This window comes from Spirochaetota bacterium (genome assembly GCA_034190085.1).
GTDB lineage: Bacteria > Spirochaetota > UBA4802 > UBA4802 > JAFGDQ01 > JAXHTS01.
In genome coordinates this window covers 71,534-97,089 of the sequence record JAXHTS010000071.1, presented here as the reverse complement: position 1 = coordinate 97,089, position 25,556 = coordinate 71,534, and the positions used below count along the sequence as shown (strand labels likewise).

The 25,556-nt window shown below is 39.8% G+C and carries 15 protein-coding genes; 3 read left to right on the top strand and 12 right to left on the bottom strand.

Annotated features, from left to right (window positions below):
* Nucleotides 1–28 precede the first annotated feature (28 nt).
* The 8 genes from SVZ03_14215 to SVZ03_14180 all read right to left on the bottom strand — a co-directional run bounded on the left by SVZ03_14215 (nt 29) and on the right by SVZ03_14180 (nt 8,676).
* Nucleotides 29–1,195, bottom strand: coding sequence for a (Fe-S)-binding protein (locus SVZ03_14215; protein MDY6935365.1), 1,167 nt, complete (start codon nt 1,193–1,195; stop codon nt 29–31).
* Nucleotides 1,192–1,617, bottom strand: coding sequence for a hydrogenase iron-sulfur subunit (locus SVZ03_14210; protein MDY6935364.1), 426 nt, complete (start codon nt 1,615–1,617; stop codon nt 1,192–1,194). Before SVZ03_14210 ends, SVZ03_14215 begins: the two co-directional genes overlap by 4 nt.
* Nucleotides 1,604–4,990: an FAD-dependent oxidoreductase gene (locus tag SVZ03_14205; protein ID MDY6935363.1), complete on the bottom strand. Its 3,387-nt coding sequence runs from the start codon at nt 4,988–4,990 to the stop codon at nt 1,604–1,606. Before SVZ03_14205 ends, SVZ03_14210 begins: the two co-directional genes overlap by 14 nt.
* A complete protein-coding gene (locus tag SVZ03_14200) occupies nt 4,987–5,577 on the bottom strand; it encodes a 2-oxoacid:acceptor oxidoreductase family protein (protein MDY6935362.1) in 591 nt (196 codons plus the stop codon). The genes SVZ03_14205 and SVZ03_14200 overlap by 4 nt, the downstream gene beginning before the upstream one ends.
* A gap of 1 nt (nt 5,578) precedes the next feature.
* Nucleotides 5,579–6,484 carry a thiamine pyrophosphate-dependent enzyme gene (locus tag SVZ03_14195; GenBank protein ID MDY6935361.1) on the bottom strand — a complete coding sequence of 302 codons (906 nt, stop codon included), beginning with the start codon at nt 6,482–6,484 and terminating at the stop codon, nt 5,579–5,581.
* Between the two features lie 6 nt (nt 6,485–6,490).
* Nucleotides 6,491–7,636: a 2-oxoacid:acceptor oxidoreductase subunit alpha gene (locus SVZ03_14190; GenBank protein MDY6935360.1), complete on the bottom strand. Its 1,146-nt coding sequence runs from the start codon at nt 7,634–7,636 to the stop codon at nt 6,491–6,493.
* A 77-nt stretch (nt 7,637–7,713) separates the two neighbouring features.
* A complete protein-coding gene (locus tag SVZ03_14185; protein MDY6935359.1) occupies nt 7,714–7,977 on the bottom strand; it encodes a 4Fe-4S binding protein in 264 nt (87 codons plus the stop codon).
* Between the two features lie 516 nt (nt 7,978–8,493).
* Nucleotides 8,494–8,676: a hypothetical protein gene (locus SVZ03_14180; protein ID MDY6935358.1), complete on the bottom strand. Its 183-nt coding sequence runs from the start codon at nt 8,674–8,676 to the stop codon at nt 8,494–8,496.
* Between the two features lie 67 nt (nt 8,677–8,743).
* Between SVZ03_14180 and ggt the strand changes: the two genes are divergently transcribed.
* Nucleotides 8,744–10,351, top strand: a complete 1,608-nt coding sequence (gene ggt, locus SVZ03_14175; GenBank protein MDY6935357.1) for a gamma-glutamyltransferase — start codon at nt 8,744–8,746, stop codon at nt 10,349–10,351.
* 150 nt (nt 10,352–10,501) lie between these two features.
* Here the strand turns inward: ggt and SVZ03_14170 are convergent, their stop codons facing one another.
* The 4 genes from SVZ03_14170 to SVZ03_14155 form a co-directional block, all read right to left on the bottom strand.
* Nucleotides 10,502–11,917: a citrate/2-methylcitrate synthase gene (locus SVZ03_14170; GenBank protein ID MDY6935356.1), complete on the bottom strand. Its 1,416-nt coding sequence runs from the start codon at nt 11,915–11,917 to the stop codon at nt 10,502–10,504.
* 259 nt (nt 11,918–12,176) lie between these two features.
* The gene (gene fusA, locus SVZ03_14165) at nt 12,177–14,255 is read right to left on the bottom strand and encodes an elongation factor G (protein ID MDY6935355.1); all 2,079 of its coding nucleotides are present in this window, start codon (nt 14,253–14,255) and stop codon (nt 12,177–12,179) included.
* 533 nt (nt 14,256–14,788) lie between these two features.
* A complete protein-coding gene (locus SVZ03_14160; GenBank protein MDY6935354.1) occupies nt 14,789–15,244 on the bottom strand; it encodes a hypothetical protein in 456 nt (151 codons plus the stop codon).
* Nucleotides 15,245–15,333: 89 nt separating this feature from the next.
* The gene (locus SVZ03_14155; protein ID MDY6935353.1) at nt 15,334–15,849 is read right to left on the bottom strand and encodes a hypothetical protein; all 516 of its coding nucleotides are present in this window, start codon (nt 15,847–15,849) and stop codon (nt 15,334–15,336) included.
* Nucleotides 15,850–16,411: 562 nt separating this feature from the next.
* Here SVZ03_14155 and SVZ03_14150 point away from each other — a divergent pair.
* Together SVZ03_14150 and SVZ03_14145 are read left to right on the top strand one after the other, a co-directional pair.
* A complete protein-coding gene (locus SVZ03_14150; GenBank protein MDY6935352.1) occupies nt 16,412–24,781 on the top strand; it encodes an SDR family NAD(P)-dependent oxidoreductase in 8,370 nt (2,789 codons plus the stop codon).
* Nucleotides 24,765–25,553, top strand: coding sequence for a 4'-phosphopantetheinyl transferase superfamily protein (locus SVZ03_14145; protein MDY6935351.1), 789 nt, complete (start codon nt 24,765–24,767; stop codon nt 25,551–25,553). Before SVZ03_14150 ends, SVZ03_14145 begins: the two co-directional genes overlap by 17 nt.
* Nucleotides 25,554–25,556 lie beyond the last annotated feature (3 nt).

Sequence of the window (25,556 nt, the reverse complement as noted above, 5' to 3'; positions counted from 1 at the left end):
TCTTATCGTTAGGTTAATATGATAATAGTTATACTGTCCATTCAATTTGATCCGCTAAAATACTAACAAGGTCCTTTATCTCAAAATTAAAATACTCATCATTTATCGGATCTCTTTTCGCACACATAAGATGAATCATACATTTGGGGCATGCTGTAATCAACATATCTGCATCAGTTTTCTTTGCCTCTCTAAGTCGACTCACCTGAATCCGCTTGGAATAGGCATCACAATTGATATAGCAGCTTGTACCACAGCAAATGGCGCTTCTTCCTGAATTCTCCATTTCATTTAATTTGAGTTCAGGTATCCTCTTAAGTAAATTCCTAGGTTCATTATATCGCTCAAGAAAACGTCCAAGCCTACAAGGATCCTGAAAGGTTATTCTGTTATCTAATGGTTTCAATGACTTTCCACCCTTTTTGATCTCATTTTCCAGAAGGTCAATGATAAGTGTAATTTTAATATCGAATTCAGGGATACACTCTGGCATATATTTAGTTAGTGTAAGATAACATTCCGGACATGATACAACAATCTCTTCAAGCTTTGCAGCTTTAAAAGCCTCATAATTCAATCTACAAAGGCTCTCAAAATTTACGCGATCCCCTGTCCAGAGAAGATCATGGCCGCAACAGCGTTCCTGTTCTAATAATACAGGTTCTATGTCAAGAAAATTCAGCAGTCTGATACTGTCCCTAGCAATAGCCAGCGTATCAACTTCAAGGTATGAGAAGAATACATCAAAGTATGGAGCACAACCTACAAAATATGCTATGGGTCCTGAATCAGAAACACGCAATTTGGGCACAACCCAATCTAACCTTTTCTGTACTAAGTCTGGCGAGGTCATCATTCTCATCCATGAATGAAGAGCCCCATCATGTGAACGAAAACCCTTAAGTCCCTTATCCTCAGCCAACAGGGTTCGCATCTCCAGAATAAAATGACTAAAGTCAACAGCTGAGGGGCAACGCTCTTCGCAAAGACCACATGTAAGGCATTCCCATACCTGATTTTCGATAAAGGCTTCATCATCGCGCTCTGATATCAGTTTATGAGCAACCAACCAGGGTGAATATTCCTTACCGGTTAAGAGACGCGGACAGGATGCAGAACATTTGCCACATTCAAGACATTGATACAGGTTGTATTTTTTCAATATCTGGTCTATTCTTGGATCTTCAAGGCTCACGATGCTTCACGCTCCTGTTTTGGTTTAGCTGGGTTCTGACCCATGCTTTCTATTTCTCGAGAAAATTCCCATAAAGCTGCAACCATTTCCTCCTTCTCATGTGCGAGGAAACTCCTCTCAATAAGCCTTTTTTGACCAATACCTATCAGTCGTAAAATTCTACGCGCCCTTGCTACATTTGAATGTCCCACCTCAGGGCCTGGTCCATACCGGCAATCTTCATCCTTGCATTCAAGAATGACAACCCCATCTGCACCATATTCAAATGCTCTAAGAATTAAAGCCTGATTTATTCTACCAATACACATCACTCGTTTAATTCGTAAGTTTGGAGGCATAATCATCCCTGCCATGCAGGCTGCATTATAGCAGGCCCATGGGCTCCAATTGCAGCAAATTCCTAGCAGATTAGCTCTTTTCATTATCCTGCTCCCAATTTAATGTACGCGTAAAGACTTCAGTCAACAGCTTATTTGAGTAATAGGGCATATCCATGGCAGTAACAGGACATCGCCCCACGCATCCACCACAACCAACACAGTTATGACGAAGGATTTCTGAATGATATATACCATCCGGCCCGGCTACCATCTTTATTGCGCCAAAGGGACATATATCCTTGCAGCGACCGCAACCCCTGCAAAGCTCAACATCTATCCTAGGACTGAGTTCATGATCCTTTAAGAAGGATTCAACTGAGGCTTTTGCAACCTGCGCAGCCAACGCTGTGCCTATTCCAGGGGCATTGATCCTCTCCAATGTCCTTGAATGAATCCTATAAAAACCGGGTTGTGGCGTATGAAAAAAAGAAAAATTATAACGATATATTTTTTTCAATCCCATCATCTCCTCCTGTATAGCTAATGAGAGGAGATGGTTGTCCGTTAGGCAAATCATATCCGCTTGCCAACGTCCCTGTTTGCCATTTTGATTATATATAACTGTAAAATCGCCAATGTGCCCTTTTATTTCTTCAATAACGGCTTCCTTGACATGATCAATTGATCTGCCAAAGTCCATATCTAATCTTCGATCTGTAATTTCTTCCGGTAGCATTACATCTTTAGCAAGTCTGCATTGATGAACCAAACGTACTCGAAAATCCTGCTGATCAAGATTAATTGCACAGTTGATGCCAATTTCCGATCCACCGAGTATCAGTATATTATTGCTGATTTCAGTAAAGCCCTGATGTAATTTTTCTCTGTAATTTGTCCTAATAAAGGCATTGCGGAGCATATCGCGTGAAAATTCCATCATTTCATCAATAGTCAGATTCCCTATGTTGAGATTATCCTTTAGGTTAATCATTTCAAACTGGCTTCGTTCAAGCTTGAGGGTGTCAAAAAGATGTATTCGTGCACGCGTTCGCTGATCATTACATGAAATGCATTGAAACTCAAGAGGACAGCAGACACAGGAGGCGACAATTCCCCTGGTGAGTCTATGTTTCTTAAAAGATTTTGCTATACGCTCAGCTCCCTTTGGATGGCAGCATGAAACGATAAGTTCGCTATGTTTTACCTGAGGTATCTTCGCTAACATATCCATGATCTGATTTAATACTACAGGGGAAGCCATAGTACCGTTGCATGTGCATAGGAAAACCCCTATGTCTAAAATCCTTGGCACATCATGTTCATAACCTATTTTTTGTATTGCTGATTCACGTAGGTTTGCTGCTCTTACCATTGCTTGACCTGCTAATGAACTACCAGCAATCATTAGGTTTAATAGATCATTTTTCTCAATATCTTCGTCAATATGATAAATTCCTTCAGAATAGTCTAAAGACAAATGATTCATCTCATCCTCATCAGCAATGATGATGCCCGGACTGAGGATTCGGACCTTCTTAGGTTTTACGAAATGATCAATTGCGCTAATTTCACCGCAGGCAGTTTCACAGGCACGGCATTCACAGCATAATCCGCATTGAAGACACCTCTTTGCCTCTACTATGGCCTGTTCTTCAGTTAATCCAAATTCTACTTCCTCAAAATCGTTACGTCTAACTTTCGGTTGACGCTGGGCAGGTTCCGGTCGCCTCTGTGTTAAAATTTTTTCAGAAATATTTATATAATCGCCAACTCCGCGTGAACTGGCAGTAAGTTCAGTATCATCAACAGGCTCTTTAGTGAGATACTCTATTATGCAATAAGCCGCACGCCTACCCCCTGCCATGGACTCGATTACAGTCAAAGGCCCTGTCACAGCATCTCCTGCAGCGAAAACTCCCTCCCAGGAGGTGCATGACCGCGCATCAACAGATATCCTACCTCGGTCGTCTGTTTGAATCTTACCTGCAAGACCTTCATCCACTAAATGTGATCGCTGACCGATGGCTGTGATAACTGTATCAACATTAACTATATGCTCTGAACCCTTAATTGGCTCCGGCCGTCTTCTTCCGCTTTTGTCAGGTTCTCCAGGTTGCATGCGTATAACCTCAAGAGCACTAATCCTCCCATTCCCCATAAGCATTCTCACAGGCAAGACAAGAAATTCAAAATGTACACCCTCCTCTTCCGCTGCAATAATCTCATTCTCATCAGCTGGCATATCCGATCTTTCTCTTCGATAATATATGGTCACACTCTCCGAACCAAGCCTAATAGCCGTTCTTGCCGCATCTATCGCTGAATTGCCCCCACCGATGACAGCAGTATGCCTGCCAATTTCAACCCTCTCTCCCAGATTAAGAGTCCGAAGCATCTTCACAGCACCTAATACGCCTAGCGCATCCTCACCTGGAATATTCATCTTTAAATCACAGTGCGCCCCGATACATAGCAACACAGCGCTGTATCCCTGATCAAAAAGATATTCAACTGATTCAACTCTGCTATTTATCTTAATATCCACCCCTGTATCTATAATGGCATCTATTTCAGCTTTCAGGATCGATCTTGGTAGTCGAAATGCATTTATTCCATACCGCAGCATGCCGCCAGGCTCTGAAAGTGCTTCAAATACGGTGACAGGAAAACCAGCACAATTAAGATGATAGGCAGCGGTTAATCCACCAGGACCAGAACCAATTACAGCAACGCGCTCAGATCGCCGTGGTTGATCTATCATTGTAAGCTTGGGATGGTCGATCCTCGCCTCATAATCTGCAAGAAAACGCTTTAATGCCCGTATGGCAACAGCATCGTCCAATTCACCTCTTCGGCATGACACTTCACAGGGATGATGACATACCCTGCCGCATATTCCTGGAAGAGGATTATCCTGCCTGATAATTGCAAGGGCCTCATCAAAACGATGAGCTGCAATCATTGCCATATAAGCCTGTACATTGATATTTAATGGACATTCTATTCTGCATGAGCTGAGCATCCTTTTGTCTAGTTCAAGTGCACGGGATGGGCAGTAAGAGGGTGTTCGCATTAGCGGAGGATTCTCACTCTCATTAAGAGGACATACCTCCATACACTTCCCGCATCCAATGCATAAATTATAATTTATATATTGAGGCTCAAGCACTACTGTTGACTTAAAGCCATTCCTATCTTTTGTAATGGAGACTATCTTTGATTGGGTCAATGGTGTTACAAGGGGATGACGAGTTACCCTCAGATATAGCGGCCTGAACTGGTAATTCAGATCTCCAGGGAATTCAATAAAATCATCCCTTTGTTCAGAAAGTTTGAGAAAATGATGTTCCCTTGTTACCCAAACCACAGGGATTCCCGATTGTGCAAGGTCTTCTGCAACCTTGAGGGGGCCATAACCTGAACCCACAAGAAGAACCGCATTCCTGCGTTCCTTATATTTTTCTTTTGGGATCACTGAATACCTCGTCTTTTCTCCTGCATAGTATAGCTTTTCAGGATTTCCATCCCATATTCACGTCCTCTGTCAAAAGCTATACTGTTCATCTCCTTCGTTTTAGCTGGCACTGAGATAAGAACAGCCTTACATAATGAATCAGCGCAGATGACCTCACTTAATGCTGAGAAAAAACCGAGAATAACAATGTTTGCCATCATTTTGTTTCCTAACTCTTCAGCAAAGCGCGTTGCCGGTATATTATATAATTTCCAGCTTTCATCAGGTTGAGAGACTGTAACAAGATCAGAATCCCAGATTAGGAGTCCACCCTTGATTAGGGATTCCCTATTTTTATTAAAACCCTCATGGCTCATGCATATAAGAATTTGCGGATTCTCAACATAAGGGAAGAGTATCTCCTCTTCACTGATTACAACCTGGGAAGAACATGAACCACCCCTGGCTTCAGGTCCATAGGATTGTGTCATAGTAGCAAATTTATTATCATAAAGGGTCGCGGCTTTCCCAATAATGTTGCCAGTAAGGACAATCCCCTGGCCTCCAAATCCTGATATTAGTATCTCCTTTTCTGTCTGTTTACTCATTTCATAATCCCATTGTTCGTTTCTCATGAAGATCTAGCCCTAAATCTAGATTAGGCCAGTCCCCTAATTCACGACGATTTATTTGTTCATAATTATCAAGGAATGTCGGACGCTCGATATCAACGAACTCTCCGACAACAATGTTTTTATTGAAGTCCACAACAGCCTCTTCTGGATTGATATTATTCTTGATTATGGATTTTTCATGATAAAATTTTATTATATTTAGTGACTTGCGCATTTTATTATGTCGGCCAAAAGACGTTGGACATGGAGCCAGTATCTCAATAAAACTAAAACCGTTTTTCCTCATTGCTTTTGTGATTGAATCGGTCAGTCTTCGGATATGAAGTGATGTCCACCGGGCAACATACACAGCTCCGCAGGTTGATGCTAAATGGCAGGAGTTAAAGGGCTCTTCTGGATTTCCGATCATGCTAGTGGTTGTTTTGGCACCAAAGGGGGTACTTGGAGCCATCTGTCCGCCAGTCATGCCATAATTGAAATTATTTACGCAAATAATAGTAAGATTGATATTTCTTCTTGCGGCGTGAATGAGATGATTCCCCCCAATCGCAAATAGATCTCCATCACCAGATGCCACGAGCACAGCGCCATCAGGTTTAGCGAGTTTCAACCCAGTAGCAAATGGAATAGCCCTTCCATGTGTTGTGTGATATGAATCCAGCTTAATATAACCTGCCATCCGACCTGTGCATCCTATTCCGGATACCAATGCAATATCTTCGAGTGCATAATCCGATTTTTTGATAGCTGAGATTACACAACTGAAGACAGTTCCAATACCACAACCAGAACACCAGATATGAGGTAATCGGTCAGTGCGTAATAATTCATCCTGAGGATGAGGGATCTGTCTTGATTTTCTTTTTTTGCTGTTCATCATTTCTCCTTACATATTTTCAATCGCCTTCAGAATTGCTGATGGTTTAATTATTGATCCCCCTGCATGCGGCACGAGGGTGACAGGGCAACGACCACCTACACATCGTTCAAGTTCGAGAACTACCTGTCCATAGTTTATCTCCGGCATTATCATCCCACGAACACTGCTTGATAGGTCTCTTATCATCTCTTCAGGAAAGGGCCAGACAGTATTAAGTTTTATAAGTCCTACCTTGATATTATTAGATCTGGCTTCAAAAATTGCCTTTTTTGCTGATCTGGAACTAATTCCATAAGCGACAACAACAATATCAGCATCATCCATTTCAAAAAAATTGTAATCAATTATTTTATTGGCATTATTACGTATTTTGTTAACGAGTCGTTCCAACATCTGTTTTTGAGTATCTGCGTCCATACCCGGATAGCCGCGTTCATCATGCGTTAAGCCTGTGATATGCACACTGTAACCATCCCCGTAACATGCCATCGGTGCTATCCAGTCGGATTCAGGACTAAAGGGCAGGTATCTATCAGGAGAGACCTTGGGCTTTTTTCGATTAATACATTCAATTTTATTCTCCTCCGGTATCACTACCCTCTCATTCATATGACCAACAACTTCATCTGACATAATTAGAACCGGAATCCTGTATTCTTCGCTGAGATTAAATGCCCTAATAGTAAAGTCGAACATCTCCTGAGGAGAGGAGGGGGTTAGTGCAATTATCTCATAATGACCGTGAGATCCCCATCTTGCTTGCATCATATCAGCCTGAGACACAAGGGTGGGGAGTCCGGTACTAGGTCCGCCACGCTGTACATTGCAGACAACACAAGGCGTTTCAGTACAGATCCCCAGACCAATATTCTCAAGCATAAGCGATAGACCAGGACCGGAGGTGCTGGTCATAGCCTTTTTGCCGCCCCAGCTTGCGCCAAGGATAGCAGCCATTGAAGCCATTTCATCTTCCATCTGTATATAAATTCCACCAACCTCAGGTAACCTTTTCGCCATGCGTTCTGCTACCTCTGTGGCAGGGGTTATCGGATAACCGCCAAAAAAACGGCATCCTGCCGCAATAGCACCTTCAGCACAGGCTTCATCCCCATTCATAAAGTATACTCCTGTCATTACAGACTTGCCTGCCAATTTAATCCTCCCTATTGATTGAATATCATATTATCATTTTTTATAATTTTTAAATTATCATTATAGTATATTTGTTTTTATTTCTTCTTGGCTTCAACTGAAAATATGGAAAATTCTGGACAAATTGCCTCGCAAAAATGGCAATTGACACATCTCTTCTCGTCAACGACTTCTGGATAATGGTAACCCTTGATATTAAAGGATGATGACATCTGTAAAACATCACGAGGACAATATTCAATACAGAACTCACAACCCTTGCAACGCTCTTCAATGATTATTAGTTTTCCTTTACTAACTTGAATGCTATCCTGATCGAGAGGGGGTCTCCAATATCTCATACTTACTCCCTTAGTGAAACCGAAATGTTAATATATTTTAATAATTACGGAAATTCTAAAAATAATGATATATAATAACTAAAAATAATACATTATGCATTGTTCTAATTTATACCAAAATAAAGTCAATCCATTATTATCTAATACAGATAGCTTTAATGTATTTACAGCGCTCAATATTATTAAGTAATTCTCATAAAATATAAAAATTACTTAATCCATTTAACAAATACCTAATTTTATACTTTTTATAGGTGCATGGTTTATCCTTGACATTCTTATTAATGAATGTTTTTTTAAGTTTTTGCTGCTATACATATTATTGTTTAAAATTGGGCATTTAGATACTTGAAAATATTGAATTTTATTATACAAAGGGCCTTTGGAAAAACAAAAAGCACGTCAGGTTCTTTCTCGCTATACCTCAATGATCCTTGTCCTTATCGTTGTGATAGGGATTAGTGTTATAAGCACGCGCATTCTTGGTGCAAATGTATATGGAAATCTATAATTTCTTCAAATTTTTTTTACATTTGTTGCAAGCTTTCTAACCATAGGTCTATTTGTTTCTGGAAAGGGATTAATGCCAATAATTTTTACCTTGGAGTTGAGTATGATTAATAAATTGATGAAGGGTTCTCTCATCCACTTAACAGTCCTTGTTTCTATAATAGTCTTGTCGATTATTGCTTTTTTCATTAGCAACTCCTATTTTTATGCACAAAGGGTGAAAAATCCTTCATCAATAGCGAAAGGTAATAAAGGGATGGTAGTGTCAGCCCACCCTCTGGCATCTCAAGTAGGCATAGATATTCTAAAGAGGGGTGGTAATGCATTTGATGCTGCAATTGCAGTACAGTTTGCACTGGCTGTGGTATATCCTCGGGCTGGGAATATTGGTGGTGGCGGTTTTATGGTATATCGTACATGCAAAGGTAAAATAGGATCGTTAGATTTTAGAGAGCGGGCTCCACTCTTAGCGGATTCCTCCCTCTATTTGGATAAAAAGGGCAATGTATCGAAGGGATTAAGTCGTATAGGAATTTTATCAGTTGCAATACCTGGCACAGTAGATGGAATGGTCAAGTTACACCGTAAGCTGGCATCCCTTCCCTTTCACGAGCTTTTGCAGCCATCCATAAGGCTTGCTTCATCAGGATTTAATATTACCGCTAATCAGGCCAAATATTTTAATAAGTTCAGAGAAAAATTTTTAAAGTTTAATTCGCCTGATTGTCCCCTGCTCACCCAGGATAAGTGGGAACAGGGCGATCTTTTGGTTCAAACTCAACTCGCCAAGACATTACAACTAATTCAAAAAAAGGGTAGAGAGGGATTTTATAGTGGTAGTACAGCGAAGTATATTATTGCTCAAGTGAAAAGGAACAGTGGAATAATAACGAGTAAGGATCTGGCGCAATATCGCTCTGTTTGGCGCACCCCTGTCACAACAGATTACAAAGAATACCGTATTATCACTATGCCTCCGCCCTCTAGTGGAGGAATTGCCCTTGTTCAGCTATTGCAGGGGTCAGATAGGGTTGCAATCGGTCGGTTTCAGCACAATAGCGCTGAAGCCATTCACCTTATGACAGAGCTTGAACGACGGGTGTTTGCAGATAGGGCAACCTATCTCGGTGATCCGGATTATTATAATGTTCCCACTCCAAAATTGATCAGTTCACACTATATTAACAATCGTTTTAAGGGGATCAACGCTTCAAAAAAGACTCCCTCAGAACAAATTAGGAAGGGTTACTCGCGGCAAATAGAGCATTTTGAAACTACACATTTTTCAATTGTAGATCAATGGACAAATGCTATTGCGATTACAACTACCCTAAATGGCAATTTCGGATCTAAAATAATGGTTACTGGGGCTGGGTTTTTTCTAAATAATGAAATGGATGATTTTAGCATTAAACCTGGTGTGCCCAATCAATTTGGCTTAATTGGAGACCTTGCCAATTCCATCGAACCCGGGAAAAGGATGCTGAGCAGCATGACACCCACAATTGTAGAAAAAAATGACAAACTTTTTCTTGTGTTAGGTTCACCGGGGGGACCCACCATTATCACAAGTGTATACCAAATATTACTAAATATTGTTGAATATAATATGAGTCTTAAAGAAGCAGTAACCGCAAAAAGAGTCCATTCCCAATGGCAACCGGACTACATCTTCCTTGAACGAGGTAGCGCCTCATCAATAGCGCTTATCAAGCTCCTATTGAGGGGGCACATCCCCCTTACATATCCTTTCTTTTCGTTATCCTTAGGAAAGGTTGAAGCGATCCAAATCATGCTTAATAAAACCTTTGTTGGTGTAGCAGATAGCATGCGCGGCGTGGATGATCTTGCTCTAGGTTATTAATGAAAGGGTTTAGGGAAATTGAGAATCCTGAATTGGTGCTGAGCTATTGATAAAAGTTGTAAATGATAGTAGATATATTATTGAAGTGATCACTATTCAAGAACTATAGGATTTGATAATTAGTAATGAACTAAACTGAAAAGTCTATGACTATTTCAGTTCTTCACTACTACGCCCATCAATGGGTATATACTCTTTATCGAATGGACCGTTATATACAGCACGCGGTCGGAATATTCGGTTATTCTTTAGGTATTCCTGCACCCTTGCAGTCCATCCTCCCACACGGCTTACAGCAAAAATCGGAGTAAACATATCTATTGGAATTCCCAAACAGGAATATACTATACCCGAATAAAAATCTACATTTGGGAATATTTTTTTTTCTTTCCCCAACTCTGACACCACTCTTTCTTCCAACTTCTGAGCAGTAGAAAACAGGTTCAAATTCTCTTTGTTGCCCTTGGCTAGATATTCCGCTAGGGGTGAAAGCACTCTTGCCCTTGGATCATAGGTTTTATACACTCGATGTCCGAATCCCATTATCCTCCGTTTAGCCTCACGTGCTTTGTCAAACCAAGAATCAACATTTTCAGCGCCGCCAATCTCAAGAAGCATCTTAAGCACTTGCTCATTAGCACCACCATGAAGGGGTCCATTAAGAGCGGAAATTCCCGAACCCACAGAGAAATAGATATCTGATAGTGTGGAAGCCACGACCATAGCGGCAAAAGTGCTGGCATTCATTCCATGATCAGCATGAAGTATAAGAGATACATCCATAATTCGCTCTTCTACTGGACTTGGCCGCCGTCCATTCATCATATAGAGGAAGTTAGCTGCATGGCTAAGCTCAGGATCCGGTTCAATCGGCAGATTTCCATGACGAAGCCTTTTAACAGCAGCAGCAATAGTAGAAACTCCGGCAATAAGATGATAGCATGACTCATATCCAATGGCTGAATGAAAATTATTTTCATACTCGGTCTTGTCAAGACCTTCTTTAAACTCATAGATTGCATGCTCTTCTCCCCTTGGAGGGGTTTCCATTGGGATTGAATCCTCATCAGCGCTTATGATTTCTGATTCAGAAATGTTTGGCACATATAAATCCTGGTCAACATCAGTAAATTCTTGACGCAAAAGATTTGTTCCAAGTCGAAGAGCGCCCATTGCATTCATCTTTTCAACCGGGAAACTCATTAGCAATCGTGTAGTATTAGGAGTGTTGCGATATTGAATAAGTTTATTCTTGAAAATATCCAGTTGCTCTGTTGAGGGGAGATGTCCATGTAGAAGCAGATAGCATACCTCCTCAAATGAGGAATATGCACATAAATCAAATATATCATAACCCCAATAAATCAAAGATCCCTTTGAACCATTCACATACCCTACATTCGTTTCACATGCAATGGCCCCTTCGAGCCCGGGTCCAACAATACACTCTACAGGCCATTTAACTATTTTAGTAAATTCCGGCTCATGATTTCCCTTTGTTTCCTTATGCACCTTTTTGCTGGCTTTGAGTATCAATTCAGTAATTCTGTCTGAATTCCTATCCATTATCTTCTCACCCCCTTATCTCCTTTAGTAATAATATTGAAGCTAAATATATTTAGCTTTTTATTAAAGTCAATACAAAATAATACTAACTAATAGTTTAGCCCTTATTCAGAGATCATATACAGAAAGAGATTTTACCATCTATTGATAAAAAGATTATATTGTTGCAATAGTGTTATATCCAAATTAATCCATATCAGATAATCTATATCTGAAGGCATTTTTCATTGAGGTATTGATTTGGATTAAGTTCGCTTGTTTATCCAACCCTTTTAAGTTTTTTCTCCTTTAATAACCTTATTGTTTCCTCTTGAATTTCTCTATCTAGGGGTAGGTATTTGTCAAATTCCATAGAATAATTTGCTCTACCACTGGAAAGATTTCTTAGTTGGGTTGCATAACCGAACATCTCTAATAATGGCACAAATCCACTAATCTTCTGAGAGCCTTTCCTGAACCTTCTCATCGATTCAATCTTGCCTCTACGTTTATTAAAATCCCCAATTACATCTCCAATATAATCATCAGGAATATTTATTTCAATCTTCATCGTCGGTTCTAATAGTATTGGGATGGCTTTATTGAATGCTTCCTTGAAGCATAACTCTCCGCAGGTTCTAAAGGCCATATCTGATGAATCTATGGAATGAAAACTTCCATCAAGAAGAACTACTCTTACATCAATTATTGGGAATCCCACAAGCACTCCATCCTCCAATACTGATCTGACTCCCCTCTCCACTGATGGTATAAATTCTGCAGGTATTACTCCCCCCTTTATGTGATCAATAAACTCAAATCCCTTACCAGCATTTGGTTCCACTCTCATTACGCAATGAGCATATTGACCCTTGCCTCCAGTTTGCTTCACATATTTTGTTTCAGCCTGAGATTCAGTTGTTATGGTTTCTCTAAAGGCAACAGAAGGCGCGCCTGTAATAGTTTCAACCCCAAATTCACTCTTCAACCTGTCAACAATTATCTCAAGGTGCAGTTCACCCATTCCGGATATTATTGTTTCATTAGTTTCACCGTCTACTCTGACATTAAATGACGGATCCTCCATGTCCAGCTTTCTCAAGGCTATTCCCAGCTTCTCGGCTTCATTTGTCGCATCAGAAGCTACCTGAAGTTCAATCACAGATGGTGGAATAAAGATTGACTCAAGCAGAATGGGGCTACTCTGGTCACATAGGGTGTCTCCTGTTTTAGTGTACTTCATCCCAATCAAGGCAACAATGTCGCCAGGCGATGCGTGGCTAACATCCTCCCTCTCTTTAGCGTGTATTTTAAGTATTCTTCCAATTCTTTCGGTTTTCTCCTTTGATGCGTTATATACCTTCATCCCGGTTTTTAGCTCGCCTGAATATATCCGTATAAAGGTTTGCTGGCCCACGTAGGGATCATGAATCAGCTTAAATGCTAGGGCGCAAAAGGGATCATTAGTAGAGGGGTGCCTCGCATGTGATTTATTTATATCATTAATATCCATACCAATGACAGCTCCCACATCAATTGGTGATGGAAGATAATCAATAATTGTATCCAATATTACTTGAACACCCTTATTCTTGTAAGCTGAACCGCAGAAAACAGGCGTAATCAAAAGCTTGAGTGTGGCCTCACGCGCCGCTTTTATAAGAAGGTCCGCAGGAGTTTCATCTTCATTTACATATAATTCCATAATGTCTTCATCATAATCCGCCAATTTTTCGACCAGAAACTCTCTTGCCCTTTCGCACTCTTCCTCGTATTCTGCTGGGACATCCATTACAATCCTGTTAAAATCCTTAAAAATAATCGCCTTTCTTCTAATTATATCAATTGAGCCTTGGAAATTATCCTCAGAGCCGATGGGAATGTGTAATGCGATTGGATTGGCATCGAGATACTTATCCATCTGATTGAGGCACTCATGAAAATTTGCACCGATCCTGTCCATCTTATTGATAAAGGCAATCCTTGGCACCTTGTATCTATCTGCCTGGTTCCATACGGTTTCACTCTGGGGCTCAACACCAGCAACTGCACAAAAGAGGGCTATCATGCCATCAATAACCCTGAGAGATCGCTCAACCTCAACGGTAAAGTCAACATGACCTGGCGTATCAATAATGTTAATTTGGTATTCATTCCATTTGCATGAAATAGAAGCAGAGGCTATTGTAATCCCCCTCTCTTGTTCCTGTTTCATGAAATCCATTGTTGCTTGGCCGTTATGCACCTCCCCTATCTTTCTAGTTGTTCCGGTAAAATATAACATCCTTTCTGTTAGTGTGGTCTTTCCCGCATCTATATGTGCAGCTATTCCTATGTTTCTAATTTTTTGAAACGGCATTTTTATGCTCCTTTAGTAAAATAATCTCTTCCTAATAGAATTATAGAAAATTATGAAGGTTAATTTCTACAAATTTATGTAATGTATTATAATTCCATTGCATTAAAATGTTAATTAAATATTAACATCATCTAAACAAGATGTCAATTGTCCCACCCTTCAGCATCTTGATATAAGCAGGTTGCTTCTATGTTAAAGTGTTGATAGAATCAATTGAATAGCTTTTATGCTATGAAGTGAAGCCTAATAAAGAATAATCTACAGAGGTCAAAACATTGTTAAAACTCACAGAATAATTATATCTTTCTCTTCGACTATAAGTCATAATAGAGGTAATATATCTCAATTATTTCTATTGCGACTTATAAGTAAATCATTATGTATTATATTTTATATTTCTATATTAATAAAACATAAACATTCGTAAGATTATAAGGGATGACCATCCTTAATACCATAAAATAATATGTCAACAAATTAATTATAAAGCTATTCCTATTAGCCCAAGGGCGCACTTTAATTATTAGGGCAGTTCATGCAGCTTTATACTTTTTGATAAGCCCATGGACAAGATAATCCTTTAATTTCAAATCATCCCAGAATTTTTCCCAGCAGCCTTCATAGTATTTACAACGAAGTCGTATTAATGCGTTTGCGTGTGAGATCGTCCACTGCATACCATATAACTTTAAACGCTGACCAACGATATATTTATTAGCGCTCTCGATTGCCTCACTTCCAATATTGTATCCTTTTGCTCGATATTCATCATATTTCATATGATCTTTATTGCTTACATAATAACTTCGTAATTTAAAAAGTGATGTTTTTCCACCCTTGCGTGACAAGGCTTCCTTGGATATACTGGCAATCACAGTATCAACATTGCCGTTCCATAATAATGCCTTTAATGGCCTTACCCATTCCTCACATCGTTTTGTGTTATTTTCTCCAAAGAGAATACGTGCAGTATCCCATAAATGTTCCACTGCATGATACCAATCTAATATTTGAACTGCATCGGGGAAATAATCTTCTTTGAATTTGTTGATCTATACAGCGCCATCTCCCAGAATTATTACTTCCTCGGTTTTTTTGCCCCTTGCTCAAGACTTTGTGCGTAAAGCATCTTTTTGAATTTATCAACTCCTTCACCAAGACTACTTACAAAACGCTTATTCTGTATTTCTATCCTTTCTCTCCCATTATTACTCTTTTTGTATACGATATCAGTGTCTTTGTACACAATAACCAATTTGTTTTCCTTATAAACTACCTTTTTATCACCACAGATCGGGACCATAGCGCCATCCGTCTGGATATATATATGTTCTGGCGCTTCTGCATCTTTGCATAAATTATAGGGATATCGCCCTTTTATCCATGCATCATGATATAGTTTAGAGCCTATTCGATGAGTTATTCCTTCAATGCATGTTTCGCTGACATCTAACATGAGAAGTTGTGATAAAAAATTTTTAGTATGCTCAAATGGTATAAACGATGCTGCAAGACTTATAGCTTGAGAACATCGTTTACTTGGCATACTCCTTGACAGTTCAAGAACTGTGTCAGCAGCATAAACATGCTCCATACATTTAATGCATACATAATGTTGACGGTAAATAATTATTTCTCCAGTAGTACTTAAAATTATTCTTTTGACTTTACCCTTATTTCTCAACCTTCCCTGACAACAGGGATATGTTTTTTTTTACCATATTCTTAAGCTTCAAGTTCGGTAATCTTCTCTAACTTTTTTGTTTATATCGTTTTCCGATATCGAGTACTTTGCCTTCAGGCTCATAAAATGTGCATGGCTTACCATTATTTTTTATTGTGATCGATTCAATCTTTTTTTCCATTAAATCTAATAGTTCATTCTTAATCTCTTCTGGTAATCGTTTTTGTTGCTTGTTCCATGAATATCCCTCCCTGTATAATTTATTTAAGGGACATAATAATATACTGCTGAAAAATTAATAACATCTTTATCAAAAAATGCCCTAAAAATTAAAGTGCGCTCCCCAAATATTTGTGGGTATCGGGGAATTTTTTGTTGACAGGCATTGCGAAATCAAGTAGGATGCGATTTCTTGTGTCACAGTAGACTGACCAGTCAGTCTACTGTGAAGAGAATAACCGGGGGGATTGAAATGTCAAATGATAAACAAAATTATTATTTAAATGAAGGTATAGCTATCATAGGTATAGGTTGCATATATCCAAAAGCATCAAATAAGGATATTTTTTGGGAGAATATTATTAATAAAGTAGATGGAATTAGAGATGTTCCGAAAGATAGGTGGGATGTTGATGTCTATTTTCATGAAGATAGAAATGTGCCGGATAAGACCTATCAGAAGATTGGTGGATTCGTTGATGAAATCGATTCAAAAGAGATATCTATCAAATACAAGATCCCACCAAGAACTGTTGAAGCTATGGACAGGTCGCAGAGATACGCAATTTTGGCTGCTGGCGAGGCATTGATAGACTCTGGGTATGATGAGAAGGATTTTGATAGGGAAAGGACAGCTGTAGTAATTGGGAATTCTATGGGAGGCGATCAGATAGATTATACTAACCTGAGAGCCTTTTTTGGTGATATTGAAGATAACCTTAGGAGGTGTAACAGTTTCTCTAATCTTGATTCAAGTCTTCGTGCAGAGATAATAGAAGAGTTTGAGAAACGCGTTAAGGGTGGTTTGCCTGTGATTACTGAAGATTCGATGCCAGGCGAACTGGCAAATGTGATCTCTGGCAGAATTGCGAATGTCTTTAACTTGAGAGGACCAAGCTTTACTGTTGATGCAGCATGCGCTTCTTCAATGGCAGCATTCTCATCATCAGTGAAGGGATTGAGAACGAGAGAATACGATATGGTGATTACTGGCGGATCTGATTTTTTGATGGGTCCGGGGCCTTATATTAAATTTTCTAAAATTGGGGCTCTTTCTCCAGATGGCAGCAGACCATTTGATGCAGGTGCCAATGGCTTTGTCATGGGAGAGGGTGTTGGGCTTTTTGTGCTGAAAAGGGTTAGTGATGCAAGGCGTGATGGCGATAAAATATATTCTGTTATCAGAGGCATTGGGGCCTCTAGTGATGGCAAAGGGAAAGGAATCACTGCCCCCAATCCTAAAGGACAGATGTTAGCGATTAACAGGGCCTTTGAAAGCGCTGGTTATGCCCCTGATACCGTTCAATATGTTGAGGCGCATGGCACTGCAACAATCGTGGGTGATGTAGCTGAGGTTGAATCCCTCTGCAATGTTTGGGATACTAATAAAATGAAGGCTGGTTCAATAGGTATAGGGTCAGTAAAGTCTATGATTGGACATCTAAAGGCTGCTGCTGGTTCAGCGTCTATTGTAAAGGTAGCGCTTGCGCTTCATAAAAAGAAATTACCGCCTTCAATAAATTACAATACTCCTAATCCAAATATAGATTTTGGGAATATACCATTTAGAGTAATTACTAAGCCTGAGGATTGGCCAGCTGGGATAGATGGTAATCCCAGGAGGGCAAACACCAGTGCTTTTGGTTTTGGAGGCACAAACTTTCATATAGCAATGGAGGAGGATGTCGGGGATAATGGTATGCCTATGGAGGATAAGAGATATTTTACATCTAATTTTGATAGTACATTTTCTGAGAGGAGTAATGTAATGAATACTGATGAACATTATGCAAAGGAGAATGATAAAGGAGGATATGGCCCGGCATTATCATTTGATAACTCTAATGATAAGAGATATTCATTATCTGAACCTGAGAGATTAAAACTTGAGGGAGAGGCTATAATTATTGGTGGATCCTCATGGGATGATGTTAAAGCCAAGATGGATGATTTGAGGGGATTTTTTCAATCAAAGAAGATGGATGGTGATGAGAAATTCAGTATAAGCATGAAGGAATTATTCACCAAGTTGAATATGCAGAGCAATGGCGCTGATTTCAAGCTTGGAATATCAGCCATTTCGGTAGCAGATTTGATAGGCAAGTTGGATATAGCGGAAGAGTCCCTATATAATCATAAAAAGAGAATCGTCTTAAAGAACAAAGGGATATTTTATGGGGAGGAGTTGAAATCAAAGAAAGAGAAGCTTGGTAAAATAGGATTTCTCTTTCCCGGACAGGGGTCACAGTATACCAATATGTTGAAAGACCTGTATAGTAAATACAAAATCGTGAAAGAGACCTATGACGAGGCAGATGAGGTTATGCAGGGAATAATTGGCAAGAAGATAACCGAGATAATATTTATAAGGGACGATGCTGAAGATGATGAGAGAAGAGAGGCTGAAGAGAAACTAAAACAGACAGAGGTTGCTCAGCCCGCTATTCTAGCGGCTGATGTTGCGATCTATAGATTGTTGAGAAGCTTTGGAGTGTCTCCTGATGTTGTTGTTGGGCATAGTCTTGGAGAATATGGAGCGTTGGTTGCAGCAGGTGTGTTGGATTTTAAAGATGCTCTATATGCCGTGTCCGCAAGGGGCAGGGAGATAGCTAAAGTGCAAATAGACGATGTCGGGAAGATGGCCAGTATTGCCATAAATTATCAGAAGGTGGGGGATAAAATAAAAGATATAGATGGTTATGTGATCATTGCCAATAAAAATTGCTATTCTCAAACGGTTATTGCCGGGGATTCGAAAACAGTTTTAAAGGCTATTGATAAATTTTCTAAGATGGGTGTTCAGGCGCAGGAGATCCCTGTTTCCCACGCCTTCCATTCCCAGATTGTAGCTCCGGCGTGTGATCCATATAGGAGAGTGCTGGAGGGATTGGATATCCTTAGCCCGAAGATTGATATCCTTGCAAATCTGAACGCTGACTACTATCCCAAGGGAGATGACGTGCGGGAAAAGATTCTCGATATACTTGAAAAGCATATAGCGAATCCTGTGGAATTTATTGATCAGATAGAGAGGATGTATAATGATGGAGTGAGGATATTTTTAGAGATTGGCCCTAAAAGGGCTCTTACCTCCTTTGTGGTGAACATTATTGATAAAAAACCACATCTTGCAGTCGCCACCAATCATCCAAAGAGGGGTGGGGTGATCACCTTAAACGATTCATTGGCCGCTATTGCAACTTATGGATATGATATAGATTGGAATGGGGTTACCCCGGATGGCATGAGAATGAATAATCCATATTGGAGATATAGCGATAGTAATTTTGGAGGGGATGGAAGGGTAGTTGAGTTATCCTCATACAGAACAGAAGCGAGTGTGGAGTTTAAGGAAACGCGAGATGAGGAGCGACTTCTGACAAATAAGAATGATCCAAGGGGAGGTGATTCTGAAAAGTATGATATAAGGAGTGATGTAACTAATTTACGCAGGGGAATCGAAGATATCGCTGTTGATAGTTTGTTTAGTGATTTCCAGAAAAAGCAGAAGGAATTGGTGAGGGATGTTCTTGATAATTATTCAAAGAGGAGTGAGGAGTTATTATACGATCATCTTCGGGAGATGTTGCATCAGAAAAAGGAGATGGATAAATATAATATCAATCTTGAGAGGGTTATGATATCAGGAATATCCGTCGGATTGCCAGGATTAAGATATAGCGTATTCGGCGATGATGCCTTTGACAGGTTATTTGATGGTGTGAATATGATTGATCCCCTCACTAATGATGAGATGAGAACCATAGTTGATAAGAATATACATCGACTTGTGAAGTCATCAGATGGGGGTGCCCATTTTGAGACTATTGATAATCTATCACAGGTGCCTAAACTGGCTGGGAAGATGGGCAAATTTGATTTTGAGACTGATTATGGCATTGATAATAGCTTTTCGGAAACCCTTGATGTGGTCTCAAAACTTGTGATAGCGGCTAGTCTTGAGGCATTAAAGGATGCCGGCATCCCTCTTGTTAGAATATATAAGGATACCTCAACAGGTGGTGTCCTGCCATTACATTGGGGGCTTCCGGAGTATATGATAGATGATACCGGGATTGTGTTTGCTTCAGCATTCCCAGGTTATGATTCATTGGTTGATGAGGTATCCAGAAGCATAGCCTATAGATATGGTTCGAAGTCAAAGCGTGAGCTAACAGAACTTTATACTTCAATTATCCAGAGGGTGGATGACGAAAAGATTCGTGAGGAGTTATCCGATTGGTATGTTAATAATTATTCAACATTAAATATATCAGAGGGTGAGGATGGAATTTATAAATTTAATAGGAAATTTATCTTAAGAATTCTCGCCATGGGTCATTCGCAACTGGCACAATTCCTCCGAGTAAGAGGTCCTAATCTGCAAGTGAATACAGCATGTTCTTCCACAGTGACCGCTGTAGGGGTTGCGGAGGATTTGATAAGGACAGGCAGAGCCAAAAGGATTATATTAGTTGGCGCTGATGTTGTTACAAATGAGTTTATGGAGTGGTTAGTGAGCGGGCTTTTTGCAGTTGGCGCTATGTCATCGGAGGGCGATTATAGAAATGCCGCCATACCCTTTGATAAGCGCAGGAGTGGTATGATTGCTGGGATGGGGGCTGCTGGGATGGTTATTGAAGCGGAGTCTGAAATAAGGAAGAGGGGGATGGAGCCAATCGTTGAGCTTGTTGCAACAGAGTATTCAAACAGCGCGTTTCATTTCAGCAGGTTAGATATCGATCATATAGCATCTGTTATGGACAGATTGATAACCAAGGTTGAGAGAGTGTTGGAGATTAAGAGAAGCGATATTGCAAAGGAACTAACTTTCATGTCGCATGAAACATATACGCCAGCAAGGGGTGGCAGCGCCTCGGCAGAGGTTAAGTCATTGAGGTCGACGTTTGGGGATGAATGGAAGAGTATTGTCGTTTCGAATACAAAGGGATTTACCGGTCATGCAATGGGGGCTGGCATAGAGGATGTATGTATAATTAGGTCTCTTCAAATTGGCAAATTGCCACCGATCGCAAATTATAAGGAACCAGACCCGGAGCTTGCTGGATTAAACCTTAGTCATGGCGGGAACTATGATAATCTGAAATATGGTCTGAGACTTGGTGCGGGGTTCGGTTCACAGATATCGATGAGTTTTATTAGGCTAGTGAGCAAAAATGAAGATAGGATTGTGGATCGGTTGAGTTATAATAATTGGTTAAGTTCAATATCCGGGATTGATAATCCTGAGCTTGAGATAGTGAATAGAACATTGAGGGTAAAAGAGGATGAAAGAATACTGAACAGGAAAAGGGATTTACCAAGAGTGGATATCCCCAAGAAGAGGATTCAAGAAGCAGTAGTTGAGACGGCGTTGGAAGGGAAAAATGAAGAGGTAGACACTGTTGAGGCTATAGCGCAATCTACTTCACCTTCAAGCATGGATGACGTAGTAAGGTCTAAGATACTTGGCATAGTATCTGATAAGACCGGTTATCCTGAGGATTTGATAGAGTTTGATCTTGATATGGAGTCTGACTTGGGTATAGACACGGTGAAGCAGGCAGAGATGTTCGGCATGATACGGGAGGTTTTTGATATCCCTAAGGATGAGGGATTGAAGATAAAGGACTTTCCAACGCTTAATCACATATTAGATTATGCGAAGGGGCGTTCATCAGCTGATTCTGGGAATGGTGGAGCGGTTGTTTCTGAAAGAGTCGTTGATTCTTCATCGTCCAGAGGTGATGATGATGCGATCAGGTCTAAGATACTTGGCATAGTATCTGATAAGACCGGTTATCCTGAGGATTTGATAGAGTTTGATCTTGATATGGAGTCTGACTTGGGTATAGACACGGTGAAGCAGGCAGAGATGTTCGGCATGATACGGGAGGTTTTTGATATCCCTAAGGATGAGGGATTGAAGATAAAGGACTTTCCAACTCTAAATCACATATTAGAATTTGCAAGAGATAGGTCAAATGGATTTAAAACGGATGCAATTGGCGGGAGTGACGTTGAGGGTACAATCTCCACTGAGGCAAATGTATCGGATAGCAAAATCAAGAGAATCATTGCTGAAATAATTGACGATCCCTTGAATATGGATAGGGATGGGAGATTCAATTTTGAAGGATATAATATAATCATTACTGATGATGGCAAGGGAGTAGCGAAGAGTTTGAGTCGAGTATTTAGTGAGAATAAGGCAAATGTTGAGATTATTGATTTTAACGGTATTGAAACTGAGGATGAACTTATGCGTAGAGTGGAAGAGGTGAAGCGACTAGGTAAAATCAATGGTTTTGTGCATTTGGTTCCACTTAGGGAGAGTAAGAATTTAACTGATCTCAGCTTTGATGAATGGCGACAACTTACCTTTCATAGCGTAAAGGGGCTTTTTATCTTAACTAAGGCCATCCAAATGGATTTATTAGATAATGCAGGTTCAAAGAGCGCCTTTGTCTTAACCGCTACATCCATGGGTGGATCATTCGGCTTTGAGGATTTCCAAGTGAATGAACCAACTAGTGGGGGCGTTGCCGGTCTTACCAAGGCATTAAACAAGGAGCTTGAAGGAGTGCTTGTAAAGACGGTAGATTTTTTGATTAAAGGGAAGCCATCGAGTATCTCAAGGACAATATTTAATGAGATTCAATATGGTGACGAAAGAGTTGAGGTTGGTTATTCTGGCAAAAGAAGGGTAATACCTCAGCTTATATTTAGTGAGTTAAATACAGATGTTGAACCAAGGATGAAGTTTGATAGTGAATCAGTATTCCTAATTACTGGCGGTGGATATGGCATTACCAGTGAGATTGCAAAGGATATTGCCAAGCATTTCAAATCGAGAATTATAATTATTTCGCGAGAGGGATTGCCATCGAATATTGAGGAGTTGGCTAGCTTAGATGAGAATGGCTTAAAGGAGTTAAAGGATCGTGTTATTAATGAGCTAAAATCGACTGAAAAGAGGATTACACCTGTGATTATTGATCGAGAGTATGGCAAATATCTTAATGCCATTGAGAAGTATAAGAATATCAGACAGATGGAGGATATCGGAGCGGCATCTGTTGAATACTATCCCTGTGACGTCTCAGATAATGAGGGGATGTCAGGAATTATTAATAGTATTAAAGAGAAGTATGGAAGAATAGATGTGATAATCCATGGAGCTGGAATTGATTACGGCAAACTCCTTGAGGATAAGAAATATAAGGATTTCTGTCGTGTTTTTGATGTTAAGGTGGATGGATGTTTTAATTTAGTTGAGCTAACAAGAGACATAGATGTTAAGGCATTGGTTACTTTTTCATCTGTATCAGGCAGATTTGGAAATCGTGGTCAAACGGATTATTCTGCAGCAAATGATCTTCTAAATAAATATGTCCAGCATGTAAACAAGAGGAAAAATGGTAAGACAGTAGCTGTCTCAATGAATTGGAGTGGATGGAAGGATGTGGGGATGGCAACTCGAGAAAGCATAACAAAGATATTCGAGGAAGATGGAATTGATATGATATCATTGGCTGATGGTGTTACTAGGGTACGTGAGGAAATATTATTTGGACATGATAGCGAGGTTGTAATTGCAGGTAAAGTCGGGATTCTAGATAGTGATGCAATTGTGGTTGGCGATAGGTCAAAGGAATTTTTAAATCTTGTCAGCCTGGTTAAGTCCAAGAGGGAAGTTTATCCCTTGCTTGATGAAATTATAGACTTTGAACCTGGCAAGAGGTTAGTGGTAAAGAAGAAGCTTGATCCAGAGATAGATATTTATCTAAAGGATCATTCAATTGAAAATGTGCCCTATTTCCCGGCAGTAATGGGTATTGAGGCCTTTGCTGAGGTCACACACCTTCTTTTCCCTGAGAAGAGGATAAGATCAATGAGGGATATCCAGTTCCAGGTGCCAATTAAGCTATTGAAGGGGAACCCTGTTGATTTAATTATTACAGTGGAGGAGTGTGGAACTGAGGATGGGAAGACGGAACTCAATGCAAAGATAGAAACCGAATTTTATAACAAAGAGGGAATCAAGCTTGGGGATAACAAGCTTCACTTTACGGCTAGGATAATTATATCAGAAGATAAGGTTGTATTAACGAAATCTGAGAGCGCCGCTCATGAGCAGCATATAATAGAGCGATATATGAAGGATGGTGCAGTTGAGATTTCTGATGAAGAGATATACAAGAGATTTTTCCATGGACCAGTTTTCCAGGTGCATAATGGTGTCCTAAATCTCAATACTGATAAGAAGAGGATTGTTGGTGCTGTGGGTATTAAGAATGAAAAGATATTTAAATCAATAGAGAAACCGAGGTTTATAGCTAATCCGATGACAATTGAAGCTGCGCTTCAGAATGCTGGTATTTATGGAATGGCAAATGCAAACATGAGTTCTCTACCGGATGCAATAACAGAACTGGAATTTAGGAAAATACCTGATAAGGTTGACAGTCTTTTTATTTTAGCCGAGCATATTGGAAATGAAGAGGACAAGCATATTTATGATACCGAGATCTTTGATAATGATGGGAATCTGTATTCTCGTATGAAGGGCTATAAAATGATAAATACTGAGGAGCTTGAAGAAAATGAGAGATTTCAATAATATCAAAAATGATCTAAGGGAACAGAATGTAAACCTGTCTCTGGTTGATATATCTAATACAAGGATGAGAATGGAGAAGTATGGGAACAGGGCTTATAGTGGTCTCTTAACTGATTGGGAGCATGCTTATGTGGATGGAATGAGGTATCCAAAGAGGAAATATGATTTTCTCTCCGGAAGGCTCGCTGCCAAGAGGGCGGTTAAGGGATATCTTTTGGATTATTTCAGGGATAGCTGCGAATCCCTGAGGTTTAATGACATAGAGATAAGAAGATTAAAGACAGGCAAACCTGAAGTATCAATTACAAATAATCAAGCTGGATTTCTAATTTCTATATCACATTCAGGTACTCTAGCGGTGTCTACTGTAAGTGGTGATGCGAATTATCGAGGGATTGGAGTAGATATTGAAAGGATTGAGAAGAGGGATGAATCATTCCTGAATGTTGCGTTTAATCAGAGTGAGATCAATAGACTTAAGGTGTATGAACAAGATGATATCAGTGATTCTATATCGTCCATGGATAAAGAGGTGACGAGGTCCTGGGTGATTAAGGAGGCTGTGCTAAAATCATTGGGTCTTGGCTTGAATATGGATCTAAAGGATATTGAAATATTAGATTCTAATTCTGGAAGAGTGAGCATAAGCATGACTAATGATGTGAAAAGGAAATATGATCAATTACACTTTGATGAAAGTGATCTAATGATTGAATCCTTTATCATTAATAATAGTTATGTGATTTCAATCGCATGCCTTGGGAGAAGGTGATAG